Source organism: Pseudochrobactrum sp. XF203, assembly GCF_020341615.1.
In the GTDB taxonomy this organism is placed as follows: Bacteria; Pseudomonadota; Alphaproteobacteria; order Rhizobiales; family Rhizobiaceae; genus Pseudochrobactrum; species Pseudochrobactrum saccharolyticum.
The window spans coordinates 983,670-1,007,681 of sequence record NZ_CP084392.1 but is presented as its reverse complement, the minus strand read 5'-3'; the positions used below and the strand labels follow the sequence as shown (position 1 = coordinate 1,007,681).

18 protein-coding genes are annotated in these 24,012 nt (G+C 51.8%); 12 read left to right on the top strand and 6 right to left on the bottom strand.

Annotation, left to right across the window (positions count from 1 at the left end; all coding sequences use genetic code 11):
• The first annotated feature begins 58 nt into the window (after positions 1-58).
• Positions 59-1,126 (top strand): porin, encoded by a 1,068-nt coding sequence (locus tag LDL70_RS04325; RefSeq protein ID WP_225687421.1) that lies wholly within the window; start codon positions 59-61, stop codon positions 1,124-1,126.
• Positions 1,127-1,480: 354 nt separating this feature from the next.
• A complete protein-coding gene (locus LDL70_RS04320) occupies positions 1,481-2,221 on the top strand; it encodes a hypothetical protein (RefSeq protein WP_225687419.1) in 741 nt (246 codons plus the stop codon).
• A gap of 114 nt (positions 2,222-2,335) precedes the next feature.
• On the opposite strand, the gene LDL70_RS04315 is transcribed toward LDL70_RS04320, so the two are convergent.
• Positions 2,336-2,998 carry an antifreeze protein gene (locus tag LDL70_RS04315; RefSeq protein WP_225687417.1) on the bottom strand — a complete coding sequence of 221 codons (663 nt, stop codon included), beginning with the start codon at positions 2,996-2,998 and terminating at the stop codon, positions 2,336-2,338.
• A gap of 520 nt (positions 2,999-3,518) precedes the next feature.
• Here LDL70_RS04315 and LDL70_RS04310 point away from each other — a divergent pair.
• Positions 3,519-4,169 (top strand): YitT family protein, encoded by a 651-nt coding sequence (locus LDL70_RS04310; protein ID WP_075654578.1) that lies wholly within the window; start codon positions 3,519-3,521, stop codon positions 4,167-4,169.
• A 49-nt stretch (positions 4,170-4,218) separates the two neighbouring features.
• Here LDL70_RS04310 and LDL70_RS04305 read toward each other — a convergent pair whose 3' ends face one another.
• Positions 4,219-4,479: a hypothetical protein gene (locus tag LDL70_RS04305; protein WP_022712257.1), complete on the bottom strand. Its 261-nt coding sequence runs from the start codon at positions 4,477-4,479 to the stop codon at positions 4,219-4,221.
• Positions 4,480-4,880: 401 nt separating this feature from the next.
• On the opposite strand from LDL70_RS04305, the gene LDL70_RS04300 reads away from it, so the two are divergent.
• Positions 4,881-5,225, top strand: a complete 345-nt coding sequence (locus LDL70_RS04300) for a DUF2147 domain-containing protein (protein WP_022712258.1) — start codon at positions 4,881-4,883, stop codon at positions 5,223-5,225.
• A 52-nt stretch (positions 5,226-5,277) separates the two neighbouring features.
• Here the strand turns inward: LDL70_RS04300 and LDL70_RS04295 are convergent, their stop codons facing one another.
• Positions 5,278-5,997, bottom strand: coding sequence for a glutathione S-transferase family protein (locus LDL70_RS04295; protein ID WP_022712259.1), 720 nt, complete (start codon positions 5,995-5,997; stop codon positions 5,278-5,280).
• 407 nt (positions 5,998-6,404) lie between these two features.
• Here LDL70_RS04295 and LDL70_RS04290 point away from each other — a divergent pair, with 407 nt between their 5' ends.
• The 4 genes from LDL70_RS04290 to LDL70_RS04275 all read left to right on the top strand — a co-directional run bounded on the left by LDL70_RS04290 (position 6,405) and on the right by LDL70_RS04275 (position 9,548).
• The gene (locus LDL70_RS04290) at positions 6,405-6,608 is read left to right on the top strand and encodes a hypothetical protein (protein WP_225687415.1); all 204 of its coding nucleotides are present in this window, start codon (positions 6,405-6,407) and stop codon (positions 6,606-6,608) included.
• Positions 6,605-6,781, top strand: coding sequence for a hypothetical protein (locus tag LDL70_RS04285; protein WP_022712261.1), 177 nt, complete (start codon positions 6,605-6,607; stop codon positions 6,779-6,781). Before LDL70_RS04290 ends, LDL70_RS04285 begins: the two co-directional genes overlap by 4 nt.
• Before the next feature lie 85 nt (positions 6,782-6,866).
• Positions 6,867-8,393: an AMP nucleosidase gene (locus LDL70_RS04280; RefSeq protein WP_225687412.1), complete on the top strand. Its 1,527-nt coding sequence runs from the start codon at positions 6,867-6,869 to the stop codon at positions 8,391-8,393.
• A gap of 114 nt (positions 8,394-8,507) precedes the next feature.
• Positions 8,508-9,548 carry an endonuclease/exonuclease/phosphatase family protein gene (locus LDL70_RS04275; protein WP_225687409.1) on the top strand — a complete coding sequence of 347 codons (1,041 nt, stop codon included), beginning with the start codon at positions 8,508-8,510 and terminating at the stop codon, positions 9,546-9,548.
• A 133-nt stretch (positions 9,549-9,681) separates the two neighbouring features.
• Here the strand turns inward: LDL70_RS04275 and LDL70_RS04270 are convergent, their stop codons facing one another.
• Complete coding sequence (locus LDL70_RS04270) at positions 9,682-11,346, bottom strand: electron transfer flavoprotein-ubiquinone oxidoreductase (RefSeq protein WP_225687408.1); 1,665 nt, start codon at positions 11,344-11,346, stop codon at positions 9,682-9,684.
• Positions 11,347-11,704: 358 nt separating this feature from the next.
• On the opposite strand from LDL70_RS04270, the gene LDL70_RS04265 reads away from it, so the two are divergent.
• Both LDL70_RS04265 and LDL70_RS04260 read left to right on the top strand, forming a co-directional pair.
• The gene (locus tag LDL70_RS04265) at positions 11,705-12,610 is read left to right on the top strand and encodes a uracil-DNA glycosylase (RefSeq protein WP_225687406.1); all 906 of its coding nucleotides are present in this window, start codon (positions 11,705-11,707) and stop codon (positions 12,608-12,610) included.
• Positions 12,611-12,984: 374 nt separating this feature from the next.
• Positions 12,985-14,283 carry an MFS transporter gene (locus LDL70_RS04260; RefSeq protein WP_225687404.1) on the top strand — a complete coding sequence of 433 codons (1,299 nt, stop codon included), beginning with the start codon at positions 12,985-12,987 and terminating at the stop codon, positions 14,281-14,283.
• Between the two features lie 108 nt (positions 14,284-14,391).
• Here LDL70_RS04260 and LDL70_RS04255 read toward each other — a convergent pair whose 3' ends face one another.
• Positions 14,392-15,348, bottom strand: a complete 957-nt coding sequence (locus tag LDL70_RS04255; protein ID WP_225687402.1) for a DMT family transporter — start codon at positions 15,346-15,348, stop codon at positions 14,392-14,394.
• Between the two features lie 285 nt (positions 15,349-15,633).
• Here LDL70_RS04255 and pepN point away from each other — a divergent pair, with 285 nt between their 5' ends.
• The gene (gene pepN / locus LDL70_RS04250) at positions 15,634-18,273 is read left to right on the top strand and encodes an aminopeptidase N (RefSeq protein WP_225687400.1); all 2,640 of its coding nucleotides are present in this window, start codon (positions 15,634-15,636) and stop codon (positions 18,271-18,273) included.
• A gap of 318 nt (positions 18,274-18,591) precedes the next feature.
• Positions 18,592-20,976 carry a PAS domain-containing sensor histidine kinase gene (locus tag LDL70_RS04245; protein ID WP_225687398.1) on the top strand — a complete coding sequence of 795 codons (2,385 nt, stop codon included), beginning with the start codon at positions 18,592-18,594 and terminating at the stop codon, positions 20,974-20,976.
• A gap of 2 nt (positions 20,977-20,978) precedes the next feature.
• Here LDL70_RS04245 and LDL70_RS04240 read toward each other — a convergent pair whose 3' ends face one another.
• Positions 20,979-23,909: a bifunctional [glutamine synthetase] adenylyltransferase/[glutamine synthetase]-adenylyl-L-tyrosine phosphorylase gene (locus LDL70_RS04240; protein WP_225687388.1), complete on the bottom strand. Its 2,931-nt coding sequence runs from the start codon at positions 23,907-23,909 to the stop codon at positions 20,979-20,981.
• Positions 23,910-24,012: the final 103 nt, after the last annotated feature.

Below are 24,012 nucleotides of genomic sequence, written 5' to 3'. Positions count from 1 at the left end.
GTCCTTCAGCCAAAACAAAATGCCCAGACCCATTTAAAACTTTGACTGGAGGTCAGAAATGAACATTAAGAGCCTTCTTCTCGGCTCCGCTGCCGCTCTCGTTGCAGCAACCGGCGCTCAGGCTGCCGACGCCATCGTTGCACCAGAACCAGAAGCTGTTGAATATGTACGCGTTTGCGACGCTTACGGCGCTGGCTACTTCTACATTCCAGGCACAGAAACCTGCCTGCGTATTTCCGGTTATGTTCGCGCTGACTTCAAAGGCGGCGACGATGTGTATTCCGGTCGTGACCGTAAGACATGGTCCACCAACACCCGTTTCACACTGCGTACACACACAGCGACTGAAACCGAACTCGGTACACTGAAGACCTTCACCGAAAACCGCTTTGAATTCGGCGACGGCGACTTCAAACAGGACAAGCTGAAATACGCTTACATCGAACTGGGCGGTCTGCGCATCGGTAAAGATGAATCCGCATTCCACACCTTCACAGGTTACCTCGGCGACGTAATCAACGATGACGTTGTATCGCCAGGTGCATATGACACAAACCTGATCAGCTACACCTTCACCGGTGGTAACGGCTTCTCGGCAATCATCTCCGCCGAACAGGGCGAAAAAGTTGATGAATTCACCGATGGCGTCAATACCTACAACGGCGTAATCGACGACTACATGCCACACGTTGTTGGTGGTCTGAAGTTCGAACAGGCTTGGGGTTCGATCGCTGGTGTTGCAGCTTACGACTCTGAAATCGAAGAGTGGGCTGGTAAAGTTCGCCTCGATGTAAACGTAACTGACGTATTCTCCGTATGGGTACAGGGCGGTTACGCTTCTTACGAAGAAGCTGTTGGCATGTACGGCAACTGGGGCGGCGATTGGGCTGTCTGGGGTGGTCTGAAGTACAAGGCAACCGACAAAGCTACCTTCAACCTGCAGGCTGCTTACGAAGATTTCGGCAAACAGGCTTACACTGCAAACGTAGCTTACCAGCTGGTTCCAGGCTTCACAATTACTCCTGAAGTTTCCTACACCAAGTGGAAAGACACCGACAAGTACGCTACAGCTGTTCGCGGCGAAGATGCTTGGGGTGGTATGATCCGCTTCCAGCGTTCTTTCTAAGTTTTACGACTTAGAACAGACCGTAAGGTTACAGAGACCCGGCAGCTCACGCTGCCGGGTTTTCTGTTTTGTGCATTCCAGTGCGTATCACTATCGGAAAACCGGCATCCGCTTTTGCGCAACATGCTCTAAAACTGACTTTAAATAACAAGCGGTATTTATATGTCTGGTCTTTATCCCCACGCTTTATAATGCGTGGCATTTTGCAGACGGCGGCGATCTGCTATATTTTACAGCACACTTATCCTCTGCCCTGCTTTAAAACAGCCAATGATAATCAGCAGGCTGATCAGGATGAGTCAGAATGCATCGCATTCACCTGCCCTGCCCGACACGTTTCACAAGGAGAATTATATGGATTTTTTACTCTGGATCGCCCTGATCGGTGTAATCGTATTTCTCCTCGGCTTAATTTACAGCAAGCTTACGACGGCAAAGGCAAAGCAACCGGCAGCAAGCATTATCCCGCCTGCAACAGCAGTGACGCCCAAAAGCAAAGAGCCTGAGAAAAAACCGGCTCCCGCAGCACCGGTGAAGGCAAGCCCACCCAAACAAGAGAGTGCGGCACAGCCAGCCATTAAAACACCGGCCGCAACAGAAACCACAAAAGCCACGCAAAAGATTGTACCGGATGCGGAGCCGGTTGGCCCTGCTCACAGCCCTGTTATTCATATTGTGTCTACAGCTGCGGAAACGAATCCTGCCGAAGCAGTTGCAGCGCCCTCACCGGCAGCAGAAACACCGGCACCGCCAGCCCCTTCCGAACCGGAGCGCCTGAGAAAACCGCGACAGGACAAAGCTGATGATCTGACCCAGATTACCGGTATAGGTAACGCAATTCAGGCTAAATTATATAATGCCGGTATTTTTCATTATGACCAGCTTACCGATCTGAATGCGGATCAGATCACATGGCTGAACCGCACCACAGGTTTTGCCGGACGTGCTGAACGGGAAAACTGGGTTGCACAGGCAAAGAAACTGATGAGCAAAGCTGCCGCGACAGAAGCGCCAAAGCGCGCGGTTAAAAAAACAACAAAACCCGCCGCTGTAAAAGCCAAATCCAAACCCGCAAAGAAAACTGAAAAAGCCTGAAACAGGTTTTGGCAGATGTGTTGAATTCAGCGCAAAATGTAATCTTTACAAAAAGGCCCGCCTCAAAACTGAGGCGGGCCTTTTTATTTTCATAATCTAGGCCTGATAAATAGATCAGGAATTGCCCTTCAGACGTGCATTGCAAAGGCTGTAATAACCGCCGCCCTTCTGGATCCAGCGCAGACCATTCAGAGAATTCGCGCTCTTATTGGCGTAATACTGATCCAGACAGGTTTTCATACGCTGCTTGCCTTCAGTTTCATTCGCATATTTTGCTGAAACCGCAGACGGGAATTTAACACCGCTTGGCGCAGCAACAGTCGGAGCTGCCGGCTCTTTTGTTGATACGGATGTTACTTTTTCAGGATCAGCACCCGGACCACATTCAACTTTACGGAAAGCATTCCATTTCAGATCGGTCGCCAAACCTGTTTCCTGAGCTGCTTTATATTTTGCAGAGCATTGCTGCATTGTCAGGCCTTTGGCAGCATCTGCGCTGTCAGCAGCAGGCGCCGCCTGTTTGGCAGGCTTTGCAGCAGTTGTTGCCGGTTTGGCCGGAGCCGCAGGTGCCGGAGTTGCAGCCGCGTCAGTACCGCACTGTGCTTTACGGAAATCATTCCATTTCATAGTACCGAGCGTGCCGGCATCTTTTGCAGCCTGATATTTCGTGCTGCATTCTGCCATTGTCAGCGCACTTGCCGGTGAAGACAGCACAAAGACGGCCATTCCTGTCAGCAATGCTGCGCCGCCAAGGCGGCTGAGAGTTTGAATTTTCATCTCTGTTCTCCTGATTAGGTTTTAAAACACTGTGCCTAAAGCGTTTTTCTGTCAATATCGTATAATATTCCGCACGCAAAACCTTTTCACAAATTCTGAAAAGAGTTGACGCGCTGTGAGACAACATTGTGATTGTTTATATTATAGCTCTCAAACATAGCATTTTTATAATATCCTGAGGTGCAATATTTTATAACTCAGATGCATTTCAAGGCAGTAAAACGCTGTAAATCAGCCTTTTTAACTTGGCCTATACATATTCCCCTTCGCCACTTCACCATCGCCCTAGCAAAACATTCGCGCAATTATTGACATATAAAAAGCCGGATTTTGCTCATAAATCGCTATTGCCACGTTAAAAATAACAATTTTCTCACCGCTGATTTTGCACCGGTTATCGGTTAAATAATGCCAGTGGCAGAGATCAATGAAGGTTCTGCTGCTTTTCAGTTTTCTTTTAAACAATATCCTGTCCGACGTTTAAATTACGCCGCAGCAGCATGTTGCAGGGTCTTTTTTCATGGCTGAAGTCACAACTCCGGATGCGATTCCGGCTCTATCACCAATATCTGTGACCGAGAGACACCGCTTCTATGAAGATGTTGTGGCGATGCTGATCGGCACCAGCTTTGTAAGCCTCGGACTAACCCTTTATGCGCAAGCCAAACTAATGACCGGCAGCACAGCCGGTGTGGCTCTTCTCGTGCATTATGCAACCAACTGGCAGTTTGCTCTGGTATTTTTCCTGATCAACCTGCCTTTTTATTATCTGGCTATCAAGCGCATGGGCTGGCGCTTCACAATCCGCACCTTTGTGGCGGTGGCGCTGATGTCGCTCTTTACCCGCCTGTTCCCGATGTGGGTGGACTTCTCCAACCTGCAACCGGTTTTTGCAGCTTTTATGGGCGGCACTCTGATGGGAATGGGCGTACTTGCCCTGTTCCGCCACCGTGCCGGTGTCGGCGGCATCAATATTCTGGCTCTCTATCTGCAGGATAATTACAATATCCGCGCCGGCTGGTCGCAGCTTACTCTGGATCTGGTTCTGATGGCCGTATCGCTGTTCTACCTGTCCCCGCAACAGGTTGCGATTTCGCTGATCGGCGCTGTGGTCATGAATGTTATTATTGCAATCAACCACAAGCCCGGCCGATATCTGGCCACAAGTTAAAGAGAAGTCGGTATCTGGCCACAAGTTAAAAAGAAACCGGATGGCGGGATCAGTGACGCGCCATCCATTCGCGTGCCTCACGCAGGGCACGCACCAGCTCCGGCTTGCTCATCATTTCTGACAATTTACTGCGCATCGGCAGAGCGCGGTCATCACCACGGATGGCGGCAATATTGAACCATTTATAGGCTTCAATACGGTCTGCTACGCAATCACGTCCTGCATAATACATCATGCCGGTTTCAAACAGCATTTCGGCCTGCATGGCATTAATATTATTCTCTGACTTCGCGCTGAAACGTGCAAACATTGTTCTCATCCTGTCCTGTTAAACTGCGGTCTGCTTAGAGCCGGAAAGCCCGTGCAGATCTCTGCTGTTGTTATGAACAAGATGACGGAAAGAGTTGAAACCGCCGTTAAATACCATCCTTAACGGGCAATCAACAAAATCCAAACAATGGGTAAACATCAGAATTCATTAAGAATAACTCTGCCGGTTTTGCGGGACTTCTGCAAAAATCACGACTTTTAAGCACAGGATAATTTAAACCTGCTGCTAACCAATAATCACATCAGCCCGTTACGATGCCGAACAGAAGTGAGATTTGCGCAATGCAAAATCGGCTCTTTTCAAGCGCCATTCTTTGGATTACGTTTACGTGAGCGTAAATAATATGCCCATCACATATTACGCATCTTCGGGAGGAACTGATGAAGAAAATCTTGTTTGCAATGACAGCTCTGACACTGTCGTTCGGCCCTGCTCTGGCAGCAGAACCGATTGTCGGTACGTGGAAACGCACATCCGGCACTATCATTGAATATAAAAGCTGCGGCGGTGAGGATTATTGCGGCACCGTGCTGAACGGTGAGTATAAAGGCAAATCCATCGGCAAAATGAGCGGTAAAGACGGCAGCTATAAAGGCACCGTCAATAAGCTTGACGAAGGCAAGACCTATTCCGGTAAAGCCAGTGTCAGCGGCAGTACATTATCGCTGGCCGGTTGTGTAGCAGGCGGGCTGATCTGCAAGACCGAAAAACTGGCGCGCCAGTAAGACAAATGAAAAAGCGTTGCGGATGATGATCGCGCAACGCTTTATTTTATGATCAGCGCGCTTTCTGATTGAACAAAACGCTCTGCGCTGATTTATCCGTCGCAAGATTGCTTTTCTCGCGTTCAGCTTTGCCCAGCTCCATACCGCGCTGCACCGCAGCACGGGCTGTGACAGCCTCATACCAGCGCTTCAGATTCGGGAAATCTTCCAGCTTCTGATCGTAGTTTTTATAGGCGCTGATCCAGCCCACACAGGCCATATCGGCTATGGAATAATCGCCGGCAATATAATCACGGCCTTCAAGCTGACGATTCAATACGCCGTAGAGCCGGTTCACTTCATTCGTATAGCGATTGATACCATATTCGACTTTTTCCGGTGCATAGACGCGGAAATGTCCTGCCTGACCGGACATTGGTCCAAGCCCGCCCATCTGCCACATCAGCCATTCGTCAACGGCGACGCGCTTGCGTTCATCCGCCGGATAGAATTTACCGAATTTACGCCCCAGATATTGCAGAATAGCGCCGGATTCAAAAACCGAAATCGGCTGGCCATCCGGCCCTTCCGGGTCAATAATCGCAGGCATACGGTTATTCGGTGCGATTTTCAGAAATGACGGCTCGAACTGATCGCCTTTACCGATATTCACATATTTCACTTCATAAGGAACACCCAGTTCCTCCAGCATGATGCTGATCTTCCAGCCGTTCGGTGTCGGCCAGTAATAAAGTTCAATCGGCTTCGTCTGGGTTTTAGGCTCGGCACTCATAGAGATCAGCTCCTGACTAGAGCGCCGTACACCCATCGGCGTACAAAACGCGCTCCAACACTTTAAAATGAGAGCATAATTTCAAGTTAAACTGTTTCAGGTTTAAGAAATTATACTCCGGTGAAACCGGTAAGGACAAACATCATGATTATATGCGTGATTGTCCGGCTGCAAACAATATATAGTCATGACTACAGATTAGGCAATCCATAAAACCAAATTTCGTTTCACGTTGAAAAATATATGCTTAATGCAATTTCAGGAATTTGAACGCCCGATGAACGCCCCTCTCAGAAAGAGTTCAGCCCGCCGTCGTTAGATTACGGATAACAGGATCATTCCTGACCAGATCGTGTCGCACATCATCATATCCGCAGCGACATGTTCGACCAAAAGGGGGCCAAGCGATGTTGTATCACCGGTTTACCATTATCAGCCTGTTCGCACTCGGCACGGTATTTCTCAGCCTGCTGCTGATGAATGAAAATCATGCAAACCGCGCCGGTCATATGGCTCAGACATTATCATATTCTTTCCTGCAGACCGAAACCTCCCGCCCTGCACAGGCAGCAACAATCACAAAATCACAGGTAAAGGAGATGCTGCCATGATGTCCGCGAATTTTCTCAGCACTCTGACCGACACATGTTATCTCGCCATGCGCATTGCAGTGTTCAGCCTGTTCTTTGTAGCGCCGGTTGCTGCTTTTACCGGCATTGCCGCCAATACAGGCGGAAAAGTTACCGCAACCGGTCTTGTTCTTGTGGTCAGCTTGCAGAAATAACGCCCCGTTTAACCATTCTGCAAAACCGGAGGCGCAGCGCAAAGCTTGCCATATAAACTGTAAGAATTCCGGCTTATAGTAGCGCATGAGCAAAAGAATCGACACTTTTTCCGGCAATCCTGTTTCAGATCTGATTTCTGCGGGCATAGCCACACCGGAGCCAGTCGCTCCTCAATCATTTACTGATGCCCGCGCTGCGGTTGACGCATTGCGTGCTCTCTATGACCGGAATACTGCCTTTCTGCGCGATGCCTTTCATAAGGTTGCCAAAGGCGAAGTTGCACCGCAGCGTTTCCGCGCGTTCTATCCTGAGCTTTGCTTTTCAACGGCCAGTTTTGCCCATGTGGATACGCGTCTGGCCTATGGTCATGTCAGCCTGCCGGGTGAATATGCCACCACGCTGACCCGTCCCGATCTTTTTGACAGTTACCTGATGGAACAAATCCGTCTGCTGATTAAAAATCACGGTGTTCCGGTGACTGTTCAGGAATCCACCACGCCGATCCCGCTGCATTTTGCCTTTTTGGAAGGCACCTATGTGGAATCTTCCGTCTCCGATGCTTTCAAATATCCGCTGCGTGATATGTTTGATGTGCCGGATCTCGGCAATACCGATGACAGTATTGCCAATGGCGATACCGAGTTCCAGACTTTGGAAATCATGCCGCTGGCACCATTTACCGGTCAGCGCGTGGATTATTCTTTGCAGCGCCTGTCGCATTACACCGCGACCAGCCCGTCGCATTTCCAGAACTATGTGCTTTTCACAAACTACCAGTTCTATATGGATGAGTTCTGCACCTATGCCCGTAAATTGATGGCAGTGGGCGGCGGCGGCTTCACCAAATTTGTTGAACCGGGCAATCTTGTCACTTTTGCCGGTAACAGCTCGCCTTCACAGGGGGCAGAGCCTGCGCGTCTGCCGCAAATGCCGGCCTATCATCTGGTCAAGCCGGATGGTTCGGGCATTACCATGGTCAATATCGGTGTCGGCCCGTCCAATGCCAAAACCATTACCGATCATATTGCTGTATTGCGCCCCCATGCATGGCTGATGCTTGGTCACTGCGCCGGTTTGCGCAACAGCCAGCAGCTCGGCGACTATGTGCTTGCCCATGCCTATGTGCGTGAGGATCACGTTCTTGATGATGATCTGCCGATCTGGGTGCCGATCCCTGCTCTGGCCGAAATTCAGGTGGCTCTCGAAGATGCGGTTGAGGAAATCACCGGTCTTGAGGGCTATGAGCTGAAACGCATCATGCGTACCGGCACCGTTGCCACGATTGACAACCGTAACTGGGAATTGCGTGATCAGCGCGGCCCTGTACAGCGGCTCTCCCAGTCCCGCGCTGTGGCTTTGGATATGGAATCTGCCACGATCGCGGCCAATGGTTTCCGCTTCCGCGTGCCATACGGTACTTTGCTCTGTGTGTCTGACAAGCCTTTGCATGGCGAGCTGAAATTGCCGGGCATGGCGACCGATTTCTACAAGAAACAGGTAGCCCAGCATTTGCAAATCGGCATCCGCGCCATGGAAAAAATTGCCGCTATGCCGCAAGACCGGCTGCATTCACGCAAATTACGCAGCTTCTTCGAGACTGCATTCCAGTAAACGCTTCAATCAACACTGCTCTGCAAGACTATTTGCAGAGCAGTGCGCCTTGATAAAGCTGCTTTTCACAGCCAACAGTGCTGTTATACTTGTTTCTCTTGCTCTGTGGTCTCTATGTCCGGCGAAAAACCAATTCCTGTTTCAAAACGCACATCTCCCCTGCTCTTTGCACTGCTGATCTTCTTAGTTCTGCTCTCGGTTCCGCTGGTGCTGGGTTTCTTTGGCCGTGTGCATCCGGCGCTGGACAGTTTTGCGCATTTTCGCGCTCATATTGCAGCAATCATGGCTCTTGGCGGGATTATTCTGCTTTTCACCAGCCTGCGCCGTGAAGCGGCAATGGTGACACTGCTCGGCCTCAGCGCTTTTTCAACAACCGTAAACTGGGCAGGCTCGTCACAACCGGCAACAGCACAAGACGGAAATGTTACCTACCGGTTGATGCAGATTAATCTGCTGCAAAACAATGATGATCCGAAAGCCCTGTTGCAAGCTGTGGCGCGCTACAAGCCGGATATTATCACCTATCAGGAAGGTTCTGAGCAGTGGCAGCCATGGCTTAAAATACTGGAAGGCAACTATCCTTACCGCCACCAATGCGGCACATTGCCGAAAAGATGGGGCGTCGGTATTCTCTCGCGCCGTCCTTTCGCTGATTTCGGTTCTCCGGTCTGCACCGGTGACGGCGTATTGGCCACAGCTCTTGTTAATCTTGGCGGCACCAATGTGCTGATCTCGTCACTGCATCAGTCATGGCCGTGGCCGTTTAAACAGGTACAGCAGTTTGAAATGCTGCGCCCTGCATTGGAGCCGATGGCCAATCCTCACGGTATTCCGGTGATTATCGCCGGTGATTTCAATGCTGCGCCGTGGAGTTACAATCTGCGTCAATATGAAATGCTCACAGAGACCAAACGCATTGCCGGTGCAGGTGCGACATGGCTGACAACCCGTCTGCCGGATAGTCTGCGCCACTGGATCGGCTTGCCGATCGACCATATTCTCATCAATGAGACTGTGACACTGCATAATATCCGCACCGGTGAATCGCTCGGCTCGGACCATTTTCCGGTACTGCTGGAGTTTTCGGTTCCGACTTCAGTTTCCGAACCGGCGGAAGACAACCCGCAAACGGCACCGGAAGCCGTCAGCATCTGACACTGATTTCTCAATAAAAAAAACGGCGCCTTTCAGGGCGCCGTTTTTGTATTATTCATGTTTACTCAAACCGGACCCCGCCGACATTCTTGATTGCGGCAGTCGAGACAGACACGGTTGATTACTGCAAATATTACATATTTGCGTAAACCGGTCCCTCTCCACCTTGTGGCGTAACCCAGTTGATATTCTGGTTCGGGTCTTTGATATCACAGGTTTTGCAATGCACGCAGTTCTGCGCATTGATGACGTAAGTTTCCTTGCCGTCCTTCTCAACCCATTCATAAACACCCGCAGGGCAATAGCGTGTTGAAGGCCCTGCAAACACATCATGTTCGGATTTCAGCTGCAGTTCCAGATTTTTGACCTGCAAGTGAACCGGCTGATCTTCTTCATGGTTGGTGCTCGACAGGAACACCGATGACAGACGATCAAAGCTCACCACACCATCAGGCTTCGGATAGGTGATAGGCTTATGCTTAGCTGCCGGTTCCAATGCCGCCGCATCAGTCTTACCGTGCTTGAGCGTACCGAAGAAAGAGAAGCCAAACAGCTGGTTTGTCCACATGTCCAGACCGCCCAGCGCCACACCGATAATGGTGCCGAATTTCGACCACAACGGCTTAACATTGCGAACGCGCTTCAGGTCTTTGCCGATAGCGCTGTCGCGCCATTCATTTTCGATGCCGACAACTTCGTCATTCGCACGACCGGCAGCAATCGCTTCCGCAACCTTATCCGCTGCGAGAATGCCCGACAGCACCGCATTATGTGAGCCTTTGATACGCGGCACGTTCACAAAACCGGCCGCACAACCGATCAGCGCACCACCGGGGAAAGTCAGCTTCGGCACAGACTGCCAGCCGCCTTCGGTAATCGCGCGCGCGCCATAGGAGATGCGCTTGGCACCTTCAAAGGTCGGACGGATCGTCGGATGTGTCTTGTAACGCTGAAACTCTTCAAACGGAGACAGATACGGGTTCTTGTAATTGAGATGCACCACAAAACCGACAGCCACCAGATTGTCTTCCAGATGGTAAAGGAAGGAACCGCCACCGGTTTTCAGATCCAGCGGCCAGCCGAAAGAGTGCTGCACCAGACCCGGCTTGCTCTTCGACGGGTCAATCTGCCAGAGTTCTTTCAGGCCGATACCGAATTTGGCCGGTTCACGGCCTTCATCCAGCTTGTATTTTGCAATCACCTGCTTGGAGAGAGAGCCGCGTGCACCTTCTGCAAACAGCACATATTTACCGTGCAGTTCCATGCCGCGTGTGTAGTTCGGCCCCGGCTCGCCATTGCGTTCCACGCCCATATCACCGGTCGCGACGCCGGTTACAGCACCGGCATCATTATAAAGCACTTCGGCAGCGGCAAAGCCCGGATAGATTTCAACGCCGAGATTTTCCGCATGGGTACCCAACCAACGCGCCACATTGCCCAGCGACACAATATAATTGCCATGATTATTCATCAGCGGCGGCATTGCAAAATTCGGCAATCTTACAGAGCCCGCAGGCCCGAGCACCAGAAACTGGTCATCCGTAACCGGAGTTTTGAAAGGATGATCGCTTTCCTCGCGCCAGTCAGGCAGCAGCTTGTCGATACCAACCGGATCAACAACAGCGCCGGACAGAATATGCGCACCGACTTCCCCGCCCTTTTCCAGAACCACGACGGAGAGTTCCGGATTATTCTGTTTCAAACGGATCGCCGCAGCAAGACCGGCAGGGCCTGCGCCGACGATCACAACGTCGAACTCCATACTTTCCCGTTCAGGAAGTTCGTGTTCGTTGTTCATTTATACCTCCATAGCATCGGGCGCAGCTTGGGTTCCCGTTTTTTATAAACCAGAGCGTATCGTGTTCATCACATCCGCTGCGCTCGTTCTATTCTTTTAATTGCCGCATTATCGTGCTGATCAAAGGACGATGAAATGCTTCATCCCCACCTGATACAGAGTTGTAACACAGTTCAAATGCGTCCTATTGTCCAAAATCGCCTCAGATCATGACGTTTGTTCACTAACAGATCACTATAATATTGACGTTTACGTCAATGTAAATGGTTTTTAAACAGGCATGCCCGAAAGCCCTTGCCAAAGCTTCTGCAATTTGCGACCTCAGAACTGTAAACAAGCCTAAAACCGGAACAATCGTGTGTCAGACACTGCAATCACAGCCAATTGGGAAGATCTGATTCGCTTCTATGCGGAAGCCGGCGTGGATTCCGCGCTGAGTGATGCACCAATTGACCGTTTTGCAGAAGCTGCAACACTGGCAGCCGCACAGCCGAAACGCACAGCCCAGCCTGATAATTCTATGCGCAATGCCACACCTGCACAGGCAGGTGGCATGCAGTTTCAGACACGCAGTGATGCACCGCAAACAAACCGCACGCAGCAAAAGCCGCAGACCGCAGCATCTGTGTCAGCACAGACTGCTATTGCACCGGAAGTTTTGCTGGAAGATGCCCGCAAGCTTGCCCGCAGCGCCGCCAGCCTTGATGACCTGCAACAGGCAATGGCCGGTTTTGACGGCTGCCGCCTGAAATTCACCGCCAAGAATATCTGCTTTGCTGACGGGACTGCTGATGCAGAACTGATGGTGATCGGTGACACGCCGGGGCGTGATGATGATCTGGAAGGTATTCCCTTCTCCGGCCCTGCAGGGCAGATGCTCAACCGCATCCTTGCCGCTATTAATCTGACGCGTGAGCAAGCCTATCTGGCCAATACATTGCCATGGCGCCCGCCGGGTAATCGCCCTGCGACACCGCTGGAACTGGACTTATGCCGTCCGTTTCTTGACCGGCAGATTGAACTGGTTGCACCTAAAGTGATTGTTGCACTGGGTGACCCTGCTGCCAAAGCTCTGACCGGCTCCCGTGAGCCGATTTATAAATTGCGCGGCAACTGGCACAGTCTCACAACGGCCGGAGAGCAGAGCGTTGCGATTATGCCAAGCCTGCATCCGGATTATTTGCTGCGCACACCGGCTCAAAAACGCTTCGCATGGGAAGACTGGCTGATGGTCAAAATGCGTCTGGCCGAGAGTGCCGTCTGACCAGAGCATAATTCCTTAAACTTGGATCAGTTTGAGGTAAAATTATGCTCTCATTTTAAAGTGTTAGAGCGACCTTTGTGTGCCAAGTCTGGCACACGGCGCTCTAGAGCATTTCACAGTCAAGCTGGATCAACTTGACGCCCGTGATAATGCGACCAAATAAAGAATCTAGAGCGAGCGCTATAATCCAGTCTGGACGCAAACCGCTCTAGCTGCATCACCAGTTTAAATGCGACATAAACATCCGTGAAAAAGAATTTCATTCCCGACTAAAAATGCCAGTATCCCTGCATTGTTTTTTACAATAAAGCGTCGCTGAATATTTTCGCATTTACGATAGCCTGCTCTTGCAGGTTCAGTGTCCGGATAAATCCATGCCAGCTCAGTTGTTGCCGATTACAGCGCTTCTTTTCAGTACGCTTCTGATGCTTATGGCCGGTGGTCTGGCAGGTCTGTTGCTGCCGATCCGCGCCGGTATGGAAGGCTGGTCAACCATTACAATCGGCTGGATGGGGACATTCTATTCCCTCGCCTTTACAGCGGGCTGTCTGGTGGTGCCGATCTTCGTGCGCAATGTCGGCCATGTTCGCGTCTTTACCGTTTTGCTGACCATTCTCGGTATGTCGCTTCTGCTGCACTCGCTGATTATTGACCCTATCGCATGGATGGCCTTTCGCGGGCTGGCCGGTTTCTCTTTGGCAGGCGGCTATATGGTGGTGGAAAGCTGGCTGAATGAGCGCGTCAATAATGACAGCCGCGGCATGATCTTCTCAGTCTATATGATCACCACCATGGTCGGCACCATGTCCGGCCAATATATTCTGCCTTTTGGTGATCCTTCCACGCAGACCCTGTTTATCATCTGCACCCTGATTTACAGCTTCGCTCTGATCCCCACCGCCCTGTCGCGCGCGGAGTCGCCGAAGCCGCTGACACAGGTTTCGCTGGATATTAAAGGTCTGTATAAGCGCTCTCCCGCAGCCGTTGTCGGCTCACTCGTGTCCGGCATTATTGCCGGTGCGTGGAATATTCTGGCGCCGATTTACGGCCAGATGAATGGTCTCGATAATTTAAGCATCGCGACAATGCTGGTTACAGCGATGATCGGCGGTGCTATTTTTCAGTATCCGCTGGGGCGTTTTTCGGATTTTGTCGACCGCCGTTATGTCATGGTGCTGAGCGGTATTATCGGCGTTATTCTGTCTCTGGTACTGATGCTGTTTTCACCGGCAGACGGCCTGAGCGGCTATATGGTCATTTTCCTGATGGGTGCGGTGCTGTTTCCGATTTACAGCCTCAATGTCGCTCATGCCAATGACTATGCGGAAGCCAATGAATTCGTTAAAATTTCCGGCGGCTTGCTGATTGTCTACGGCATCGGCAATGTGATCGGCCCGCAGATTGCAGCGCGGATGATGGAGAGCTTCGGCAAGACCGGTATGCCGGTAACGCTGATTATCTGTTTTGCCGCCTATGGGCTGCATGCTTTATGGCGCATCAGCCTGCGCGAGCGCCCTGCCATCAGCGATCAGAAAACCGAATTCAAATATCAGGCGACCAAGAATATCAATACGCCTGAAAGCTATCAGATGGATCCGCGCAGCGATGTACCGGAGGAAGAAACCGAAGAAACCCCGGCAGAAAACAGTTCAACTGAAAACATCAAGGACTAGAGCGTCGGGCGCCCCGTTGGGCGCACAAAGGTCGCTCTAACACTTTAAAAGTAGAGCATAATTTTACCTTAAACTGATCCAAATTTAAGGAATTATGCTCTAAGTTTTTCAGTTCCTTCTCAGTTTTCTGCCTGACAATTTATGCTCGCGGAAGATGATGAAAATACCCGCGCCAATCACAATTGTGCTGCCGATCAGCATCGGCAGTGTCGGCACATCGCCAAAAACCACATAGCCGATACCAAGACCGAGCAACATGGATGTATATTCAAACGGAGCGATGGTGGACATATCCGCGTGACGGTAACATTCAGTCAGGAAAATCTGCGCAATGCCGCCTGCAAAGCCCGCTGCAATCAGCAGCGCCAGCTGCCACCATTGCGGCACGACCCAGCCGAAAGGCATTGTAAATAATGCAATTACCGTTGAGGTGATCGAGAAATAGATCACAATCGTTGCGGTACGCTCACGCTTCACCAGTTTGCGCACCAGCATCATGGCAACGGCCGATGACAAAGCCCCGATCAGCGCAAAGACCGCACCGACTGCCTCGCCATGGCTCACACCACCGCCGGAAAACAGGCTGAGACGCGGCCAGACAATAATCAGTACGCCGACAAAGCCGATCAGCACCGCGCTCCAGCGATAAATACGCACCTGTTCCTTCAGGAAGATTGCACTCAGCACCACGATCATCAGCGGGGATGCGTAATTGATGGCAATGCTTTCCGGCAGAGGCAGCAAGGTCAGCGCATAGAACCCGCTGAGCATGGACATAACCCCGACAAGCCCGCGCCAGATATGGCCGAAAATATCCGAGGTCTGCATCGCGCCCTGCAGCTGATGCGTATAGGCCAGATAGATCACAACCGGAAAAATCGCAAAGAACGAGCGGAAGAATACCAGTTCTCCCGCAGGTATGCCTTCTGCGGATTTCAGCAGTGTCGACATCAGCACAAAAATGAAGACAGATGTAACTTTGCAGGCAATACCAAGCAATGGCCTTGGTTCATCTGCAGCGGCGGGTGTATCTGCCAAAGGCAGATGGCGCTCAGGGGCATTCACAATGAAAATTCCTTAACTGCCGCCAATATAGTGCGGCAGACTCCCTCTTTTATATGCAAACACCATAACTGGTTGAAGGTAGTTTGCTACCCCTATTTGTAGAATTTTCGGGAAATTCCAAAAACTTTATCAGCCCTGAAAACCATACTGATCGTGCTGGCGAAACAGGCGCTTCATATTATCATTTGAAACAATCACAGGAATTTCTCGTCACAGGCGGTTTCACCCGTCCACGAAATGTTTTAGCTTCATATCCATATGTTTTAAGTCAGTTCAGGAGCAGTTATGCGTACCGATACAGGTCATGTCTTTCGCCTCGAAGATTACCGCCCGTCAGATTATCTGATACGCAAAACCGAGCTGGATTTTCAGCTTGATCCGGAAAAAACCATTGTCACAGCCCGCCTGACCATTGAGCGCCGCGACGGTGTTTCCCTCACCGCGCCGCTGATACTGAACGGCGATGAGCTGGAACTGGTGAGCCTGCAGATCAATGACAAGCCGGTCAGTGATTATACCGCAACGCCGGAACTGCTCACCATCCGCTCCCTGCCGCAACAGAGCGCGTTTACGCTGGAGATTGTCACAAGGATCAACCCGACAACCAACCGGCAGCTGATGGGGCTTTATCGTTCCAGCAATGTCTATACGACCCAATGTGAAGCGGAAGGGTTCCGCCGCATAACCTATTTCCCCGACCGGCCGGATGTTCTCTCGGTCTATACGGTTCGTCTTGAGGCAGACAAACAGGCTGCGCCAATTCTGCTCTCCAACGGCAATCTTCAAAACAGCGGCGATCTCGCCAATGGTCGTCATTATGCGCTGTGGCATGATCCGCACCCCAAGCCGTCATATCTTTTTGCACTGGTTGCCGGTGATCTCGGTTCGATCAGCGATCAGTTCACCACGCTTAACGGCAGGCAAGTCGCGCTGAATATCTATGTCGAGCACGGCAATGAAGACCGCGCGACCTATGCAATGGACGCACTGAAACGCTCAATGCGCTGGGATGAAGAGGTTTATGGCCGCGAATATGATCTCGATATTTTCAACATCGTTGCCGTGTCTGATTTCAACATGGGCGCGATGGAGAATAAAGGGCTGAACATCTTTAACGATAAATATGTTCTCGCTGATCCGCAGACGGCCACTGATACGGATTATGCCGGTATCGAAGCGGTGATTGCTCATGAATATTTCCACAACTGGACGGGCAACCGCATTACCTGCCGTGACTGGTTTCAGCTTTGCCTGAAAGAAGGCCTGACTGTTTATCGCGACCACGAATTTTCCAGTGACATGCGTTCCCGCGCCGTGCATCGCATTGACGAGGTGAAAATCCTCAAAGCACAGCAATTTCCGGAAGACGGCGGCCCGCTGGCACATCCGGTACGGCCGAAAGAATATCGCGAGATCAATAATTTCTACACGGCAACCGTTTATGAAAAAGGCAGTGAACTGATCCGTATGTTGCGCACCATTATTGGTGATGCATCTTTCTATAAAGGTCTTGATCTCTATTTCAGCCGCCATGATGGTGAAGCCGCGACGATTGAGGATTTCATAAAATGTTTTGAGGATGTGACCGGTCGCTCCCTCGCCCATTTTGCGCTGTGGTACGATCAGGCAGGTACACCGCTTGTGACTGTCAGCAGTGACTATGATGCCGCAAGCCGGAGCCTGCGCCTCACTTTGGGACAAAAGACGGATCCGACACCAGGTCAGAGCCATAAGCAGCCCATGCATATTCCGGTCAAATTCGGGCTGATCGGTGCCGATGGCAAAGATATTGCTGTTACTTCCTATGAGGGAGCAGGACTTGAAGGCGATGTCCTGCATCTGCGTGAAGCATCACAAAGCTGGACATTTCACAATATTGCTGAAAAGCCGGTTCTCTCGCTGTTGCGCGGTTTCTCCGCGCCGGTGCATCTCAGCCAGCAGCTGAGCCGTGAGGAGCAATTGTTTCTTGCCCGTCACGACAGTGATGCTTTTGGCCGCTGGCAGGTCATTCATCAGCTGATGAGCACTGCCATTATGAGCAATGTTGAAAAATTGCGCCTGCAGGAGCCGGTCGCATTCGATCCGGCACTGGCAGAATTATTGGCTGAACTGGTGCAGGATGAGACACTGGATCACGCTTTCCGTGCGCTATGCCTCTCCCTGCCGGAAGAAGCGGATATTGCCCGCGAGCTTGGCAGCAATATTGATCCTGACCTGATCCGCAGTAGCAGAGAAGCACTGCTCTCCGTGATTGCCGCGCAGAATGCTGCGCTGTTCGCCAAAACCTATGCGAGCCTGCAAGACAACGCAGCTTTCACACCGGATGCGGAAGGTGCAGGAAAACGCGCGCTTAAAGCAGTCTTGCTGAGCTATCTTGCAGCCTCGGATAACGACCCTGCGCGGGTCTATGCCCAGTTCAATGACGCTGACAATATGACAGACAAGATTGCAGCTCTGACCTTGCTGGTACATCGCTTTTACGGTCATGACAATGCGACACAGGCCTTGGCACAGTTTGAAAAAGACTATGGCAATGTACCGCTGGCAATGGACAAGTGGTTTGGTGTGCAGGCGCGCCGCCCTGCTCCTGATGCGCTGGAAACTGTGCAGCAACTGATGCAGCATCCGCTGTTCTCGCTCGACAATCCGAACAGAACACGCGCTTTGCTTGGTGCTTTTGCAGCAGGCAATCCGACCGGCTTCAACCGGCCGGACGGCAAAACCTATGCGTTTTTCACCAATCTGATCCTGACAATTGACCGTGAAAATCCGCAACTGGCGTCGCGCCTGCTGACCAGCCTGCGCTCATGGAAAACGCTGGAACCGGCACGCCGCGAGCATCTGAAAACAGCACTGGAAACCATCGCTCAGGCTGAAAACCTCTCAGCTGATGTGCGTGATATTACAGAACGCATGCTGGCCTGATAAAATAAGGGTGCGGAAGCTCATCAGAACTTCCGCACCCGTCTTCTGCATTTCAGGAAACGCTTTAAAAAGAACACAATGTTTTACGATAAAGACTGAACGGCAGTGTATTTCTGAATCAAATCAGAATCATGCAGCGCTGACCTCACGTGTCACCTTCCGAAAACTGATCGAATCACCTTCGAATCGGCGCAGGTTTTTTATTAATTATTAATTAAAAGCACTGGACACAGCGAATCACATTTGATTCATTAGGGTTATTCGGATTTCTCACCCCGAATCACTTCAAAAGCAACCACTCAGATGAGGGGCCACAGGATGGCAAATACCGACGCGTACCGCGCGCCGAATGGTGTCCGTTACACCTCAGAAAGACAAAGCCAGCGCAAGCGTTTCAAGCTTTCCGGCTATGTTTATCTGTTGTCGGGCCCTGCCTACCGTAAGCTCCTTTCCCTCGAGCCATTGCTGCGCCGCGTCGTGCCGGTGCTGATTATTGCTTTTCTGATTATTCTCGCCGGTGCGCGCATGTTGTCGCTGCTCAATCAGCGTGACGAGATCGAAAGCGATGCCCGCCACCAAATGGCGCTGACTGCCGCGCATGTCGCTTCGAAGCTGCAAAAACAGATTGAATCTGTACCGCCTGCGGACAGCGACGGTGACTATAGTTCCATCCAGAATTTACTGGTTGAACTGCGTTCGCAGGGCTTGATTAATGCAGATCTTGAACTTGCCATTCTCGATGAAAACTCAAAGATCGTTGCCGCTCTGAGCGGCCGTCAATTGCTCGGCATTCAGGCCGAGACGCTGTTCACCGAAGCACAGCCGCTCTTGATGTTTGGCAGCCGCGCTGGTGTGTTGCCTGTAAAATATCGCAGTGAAGCGGCTTTTGCAGCCGCTGAAAAAGTTGAACCGCAAAATGTGCAGGCTGCTGCGGCCGGTGCCTTTTCTGTTCTGACTTTCAACACTGAAAAAGCAATTTTTAAAGACTGGCGACAGGTTCTCTCGCTGAATATTACGCTGTTTGCTGCGACCGCCGGTGTGCTCCTGGCTATTCTTTACGCTTATTTCTCTCAGGCAGCGCGTGCCCGCGATGCCGATGATTTCTCCCATCAGATTCAGAAGCGGATTGATCTGGCACTGGCGCGCGGACGCTGCGGTCTCTGGGACTGGGATATGGCGCGCGGACGCATGTACTGGTCGCGCTCAATGTATGAAATGCTCGGCTATGAAGCGGTAGACAGTGTGCTGTCCTTTGGCGATGTAGCCGCGATTGTTAATCCGGTGGATGGTGACCTCTACGAAATCGCCACGCAGGTTATGTCCGGCGAATTGCGTCAGGTCGACAAAGTGCTGCGTATGCGCCATGCCGACGGCTACTGGGTGTGGATGCGCGTACGTGCGGAAATCGCCAATGAAGGTGATGTGCATCTGGTTGGTATTGCTTTTGACGTCAGCGAACAGCACCGCTTTGCGCAGGCGACAGCAGAAGCCGATCTGCGCATCCGTGAGGCGATTGAAAGCATTTCCGAGGCTTTCGTTCTCTGGGATGCCGAGAGCCGTCTGGTGATGTCCAACGGCAAATATAATGAATATGCAGGTCTGCCTGCCACAGCACTGAAAGCCGGTGTAACGCGCGAAGATATTCAACCGCTGCTGCGCCCTGCCGCCTTTGAACGCCGCATGGCCAATGAGAACGACCGCAGCGGTGCGCAGACTTTCGAGCGCCAGCTTGGCGATGGCCGCTGGCTGCAGGTCAACGAACGCCGCACGCAGGACGGCGGTCTTGTATCGGTTGGTACAGACATTACCCAGCTGAAGCTGCATCAGGAACGTCTGGTGGATAGTGAGCGTCGTCTGATGGCGACTATTCAGGATCTGAGCCTTGCCCGTAAAGCGGAGAAAGACCGCGTGCGCGAGCTGTCAGAACTGGCCTCCAAATATGCGACAGAAAAGGAACGTGCGGAAAGCGCGAACCGTGCCAAGTCTGAATTTCTTGCCAATATGTCCCATGAATTGCGCACGCCGCTCAATGCGATTATCGGTTTCTCCGAAATGATCTCGGCAGGTACATTCGGCCCGCTCGGTTCCGAGCGTTATGCGGAATATATTCACGACATTCATACCAGCGGCAATTATCTGCTCAATGTTATCAATGACATTCTCGATATGTCGAAGATTGAAGCCGGTCATTTCTCTCTGGATCGCGAAGAGATTGATCTCTATCCGCTGATTGAAGAAACCGTGCGTGTGATCTCTCTGCAGGCAGAACAGAAGCATATTGCCGTTGAAACCAGCATTGCCGACACGATCACCGCCAGCGCTGACCGCCGTGCGATCAAGCAGGTGCTGATTAATCTTCTGTCCAATGCTGTGAAGTTCACCGGCGACGGCGGCCGCATTCTGGTGCGCGCCCGCAAGACCAATGGTGCGCTGATCCTCACCATCAAGGATACCGGCTGCGGTATTCCGCGTGATGCGCTGAAGAAGCTCGGCCATCCGTTTGAACAGGTAGAAAACCAATTCACCAAGACCCATACGGGCTCCGGTCTGGGACTTGCTATCTCGCGCTCATTGGCTGAGTTGCATAATGGCGCCCTGCGCATCTGCTCGACAGAAGGTGTGGGCACCATTGTTTCCGTGCGCATTCCGGATCGCGTTGTGGCTACCGGTACAAACCAGATCAGCAATGATGTTGCCGCATGAGATCAGCCTTTAAGCAATTGTTTAAAGGCTTTGGCCACGGTATCTGTCGTCTGATCCAGCTGATGCTCGACATGGGCAATATCCGGTAATTCAGCAGCGCGGCACAGCAAATCCAGCAAGCCCGGCAGATAATCCTCACGCCCTGTATTATCATCCACGCACAGTCGAATGATCTGCGTGAGATTGCTGTAGAAATGATGGGCTGTGGCCAGTTCTTCGGCCAGTGCAGGACTGGAAAAATCCGACTTCAGATGACGCAGATTTAACTCTGTGGAAGTGTGACGGGTCTCTGTCGCCACCTGCCCTGTCAGCACGGCGAACTGGGCGATAAATTCCAGATCAATCAGGCCACCGGAACGCAACTTCAAATCCCAACTATCACGCGGCGGTTTTTCACTGGCAATCAGCGCGCGCATATCGGTCATTTCCTTCGCGGTCTTTTTCACCTCTGAAGGAATGGCGAGAATAGCATCGACCTCCGCATCAATCTCGTCACGGAACGACTGGTCACCGGCAATAGCACGGGCGCGGGTCAGCGCCATATGCTCCCATACCCATGCATCATTGCGCTGATATTTACCGAAAGCCTCAATATGGGTTGCCACCGGCCCTTTATTGCCGCTTGGGCGCAGGCGCATATCCACCTCATAAAGCACACCCTCGGCCATAGGTGCGGACAGTGCCGCGATCAGGCGCTGTGTCAGACGGATATAATATTGCGATGCGGCAAGCTGCTTCTCGCCGTCTGAATAATCAGCATCCGCATCGTGGTCATAGAGCAGGATGATATCAATATCAGAACCGGCGGTGAGTTCGCGGCTTCCCAGTTTTCCCATCGCCAGCACTGCAATACGCCCACCGGCAATCTGGCCATGGCGGATGGTGAATTCTTTCATCACCGCACTCAACGCACGATCGATCATCAGCTCGGCCAGATCAGAGAAAGCCCTGCCCGCACGCACACCGTCAATCGCACCGGTCAGCAAGCGGATACCGATCAGAAACCGCTGTTCGGCCGCAAAAATACGCAAACGGTCGAGCGTTTCTTCATAAGGCTCGTCATGGGTGAGGAATGTATCCAACCGCTCTTCGAGATAGCTACGCGTTGGCAATTCGGAGAAAATGCGCGGATCGAGCATACCGTCAAAGACATGCGGCTTACGGGTGATAATTTCAGCCAGACGCGGTGCCGCGCTCATCACCAAAACCAACAGGTTGAGCAATGCCGGATTGGATTGCAGCAGGCTGAAAAGTTGAATACCGGATGGCAGACCTTGCAGAAAACCGTCAAAACGCAGCAAAGCATCATCGGCACGCTCGGTTGCCGCGAAGGCATTCAGCAAGGCGGGTGTGAGTTCGGTTAAGCGTTCACGCGCTTCTGCCGTTTGCGTTGCGCGGTAACGGCCAAAATGCCATGTGCGGATGATACGACAAATATCACTCGGACGCTCAAAACCAAGCTGTGACAGGGTTTGCAGCGTATCAGGGTCGTCCGTCTCGCCGGTAAAGACCAGATTGCCGCCGCTGCTGCCAAGTTCCGGCGCTTGCTCAAACAATGCCGCATAATGTTTTTCAACAGTGCGCAGAACGGCCAAAAACTCCGCTGTGAAGCTTTCATTATCCGGATAGCCCATCATCGAAGCGATGCGGCTGAAACCTTCATCATCCTCCGGCAGAATATGCGTCTGTTCATCAGCCACCATCTGAATACGGTGTTCGACATTGCGCAGAAATTGATAATTGCGGCTCAGCTGATCGCGCGCATTTTCACCCACCCAGCCACGCTCGTAGAGCTTGGTCAGCATCGCCAGCGTTTGCGAGCCGCGCAATTCAGGAAAGCGCCCGCCTGCAATCAGCTGCTGGGTCTGCACGAAAAACTCGATCTCGCGGATGCCGCCGCGCCCGAGTTTCACATTATGGCCGCGCACAGCAATATCACCATGACCGCGATGCGCATGGATTTGACGCTTGATCGAATGAATATCGGCAATCGCCGCATAATCGAGATATTTGCGCCAGACATAGGGTGCAAGTTCTTTGATAAATTGCTCGCCCGAAGCGATATCACCGGCGACAGGGCGCGCTTTAATCATCGCCGCGCGTTCCCAGTTCTGGCCGCGCCCCTCATAATAATGCAGTGCTGCGCTCACCGGAATAGCCAGTGGCGTTGCCCCCGGATCAGGGCGCAGACGCAAATCCACACGGAAGACATAGCCGTCCGCCGTTCTGTCCTGCAAAATCTTGACCAGCCGCCGCGCCATGCGTGAGAACAGATCAACACATTCGTAAGGGTCGGTAATTGCCGGACGATCACTGTCGATAAAAATAATCAGATCAATATCGGAAGAATAATTCAGCTCTCTTGCGCCGAACTTACCCATACCGAGCACAATCAGCCCACTGTCTTTTTCAGGGTCGTTACGATCAGGCAAAGCCAGCTTGCCTTTTGCATCACTTTCAAGCAGCAGGAATTGTACGGCAGCGCGCAGGCTAGCCTCTGCGAGATCACTCAGGCGATTGGTGGTCTGCATCACATCGGCAAAGCCTGCCAGATCATCGAGCGCAATCAGCACATGGGCAGTTTTCTTGAGACGACGCAGTTCCGTCATCAAGCGATTTTCCGTCATTTCCGGATCAATACCCAGAGCAGCAATCTGCTCCAATGCCTGTGCCAGCAGTGCATCGAGCGGCGCGGTAAACAGGCTTTCCAGAATTTCAGGACAGGTTTCTGTCACTTCCCTCAGGAAAGATGAGCAATCGAGAATCGCTGTTAAAAATCCGGTTTCATCTGCGGTTTCAAGATAGCGGCTCAGAGCACTGCATCCGCGCTCCGCCGCCGCTCTTGATAAATTTTGCAGGTAAATCTTTGCCTGTTGCGGATCGGGAACTGTCAGAGATTTCAGCGAACTATCAAAAAACAAAACACCGGTCATGCTGCAATTCCACCCCCAGAGCATTTCCCGTTTCATTTAAAACAGAAGAAATGCTCTGTCCCTTTGTTGCCGCGCATCTTATCCGAAAACCGCTACGCACTTT

Bases quoted from the DNA above. Each gene is read 5' to 3' on its own strand.
- LDL70_RS04315 (WP_225687417.1), bottom strand. From the start codon at position 2,998: ATGAAAATTCAAACTCTCAGCCGCCTTGGCGGCGCAGCATTGCTGACA.
- LDL70_RS04320 (WP_225687419.1), top strand. From the start codon at position 1,481: ATGGATTTTTTACTCTGGATCGCCCTGATCGGTGTAATCGTATTTCTC.
- LDL70_RS04260 (WP_225687404.1), top strand. From the start codon at position 12,985: ATGCCAGCTCAGTTGTTGCCGATTACAGCGCTTCTTTTCAGTACGCTT.
- LDL70_RS04245 (WP_225687398.1), top strand. From the start codon at position 18,592: ATGGCAAATACCGACGCGTACCGCGCGCCGAATGGTGTCCGTTACACC.
- LDL70_RS04275 (WP_225687409.1), top strand. From the start codon at position 8,508: ATGTCCGGCGAAAAACCAATTCCTGTTTCAAAACGCACATCTCCCCTG.
- LDL70_RS04300 (WP_022712258.1), top strand. From the start codon at position 4,881: ATGAAGAAAATCTTGTTTGCAATGACAGCTCTGACACTGTCGTTCGGC.
- LDL70_RS04305 (WP_022712257.1), bottom strand. From the start codon at position 4,479: ATGTTTGCACGTTTCAGCGCGAAGTCAGAGAATAATATTAATGCCATG.
- LDL70_RS04295 (WP_022712259.1), bottom strand. From the start codon at position 5,997: ATGAGTGCCGAGCCTAAAACCCAGACGAAGCCGATTGAACTTTATTAC.
- LDL70_RS04285 (WP_022712261.1), top strand. From the start codon at position 6,605: ATGATGTCCGCGAATTTTCTCAGCACTCTGACCGACACATGTTATCTC.
- LDL70_RS04290 (WP_225687415.1), top strand. From the start codon at position 6,405: ATGTTGTATCACCGGTTTACCATTATCAGCCTGTTCGCACTCGGCACG.
- LDL70_RS04310 (WP_075654578.1), top strand. From the start codon at position 3,519: ATGGCTGAAGTCACAACTCCGGATGCGATTCCGGCTCTATCACCAATA.
- LDL70_RS04325 (WP_225687421.1), top strand. From the start codon at position 59: ATGAACATTAAGAGCCTTCTTCTCGGCTCCGCTGCCGCTCTCGTTGCA.
- pepN (WP_225687400.1), top strand. From the start codon at position 15,634: ATGCGTACCGATACAGGTCATGTCTTTCGCCTCGAAGATTACCGCCCG.
- LDL70_RS04280 (WP_225687412.1), top strand. From the start codon at position 6,867: ATGAGCAAAAGAATCGACACTTTTTCCGGCAATCCTGTTTCAGATCTG.
- LDL70_RS04270 (WP_225687408.1), bottom strand. From the start codon at position 11,346: ATGAACAACGAACACGAACTTCCTGAACGGGAAAGTATGGAGTTCGAC.
- LDL70_RS04240 (WP_225687388.1), bottom strand. From the start codon at position 23,909: ATGACCGGTGTTTTGTTTTTTGATAGTTCGCTGAAATCTCTGACAGTT.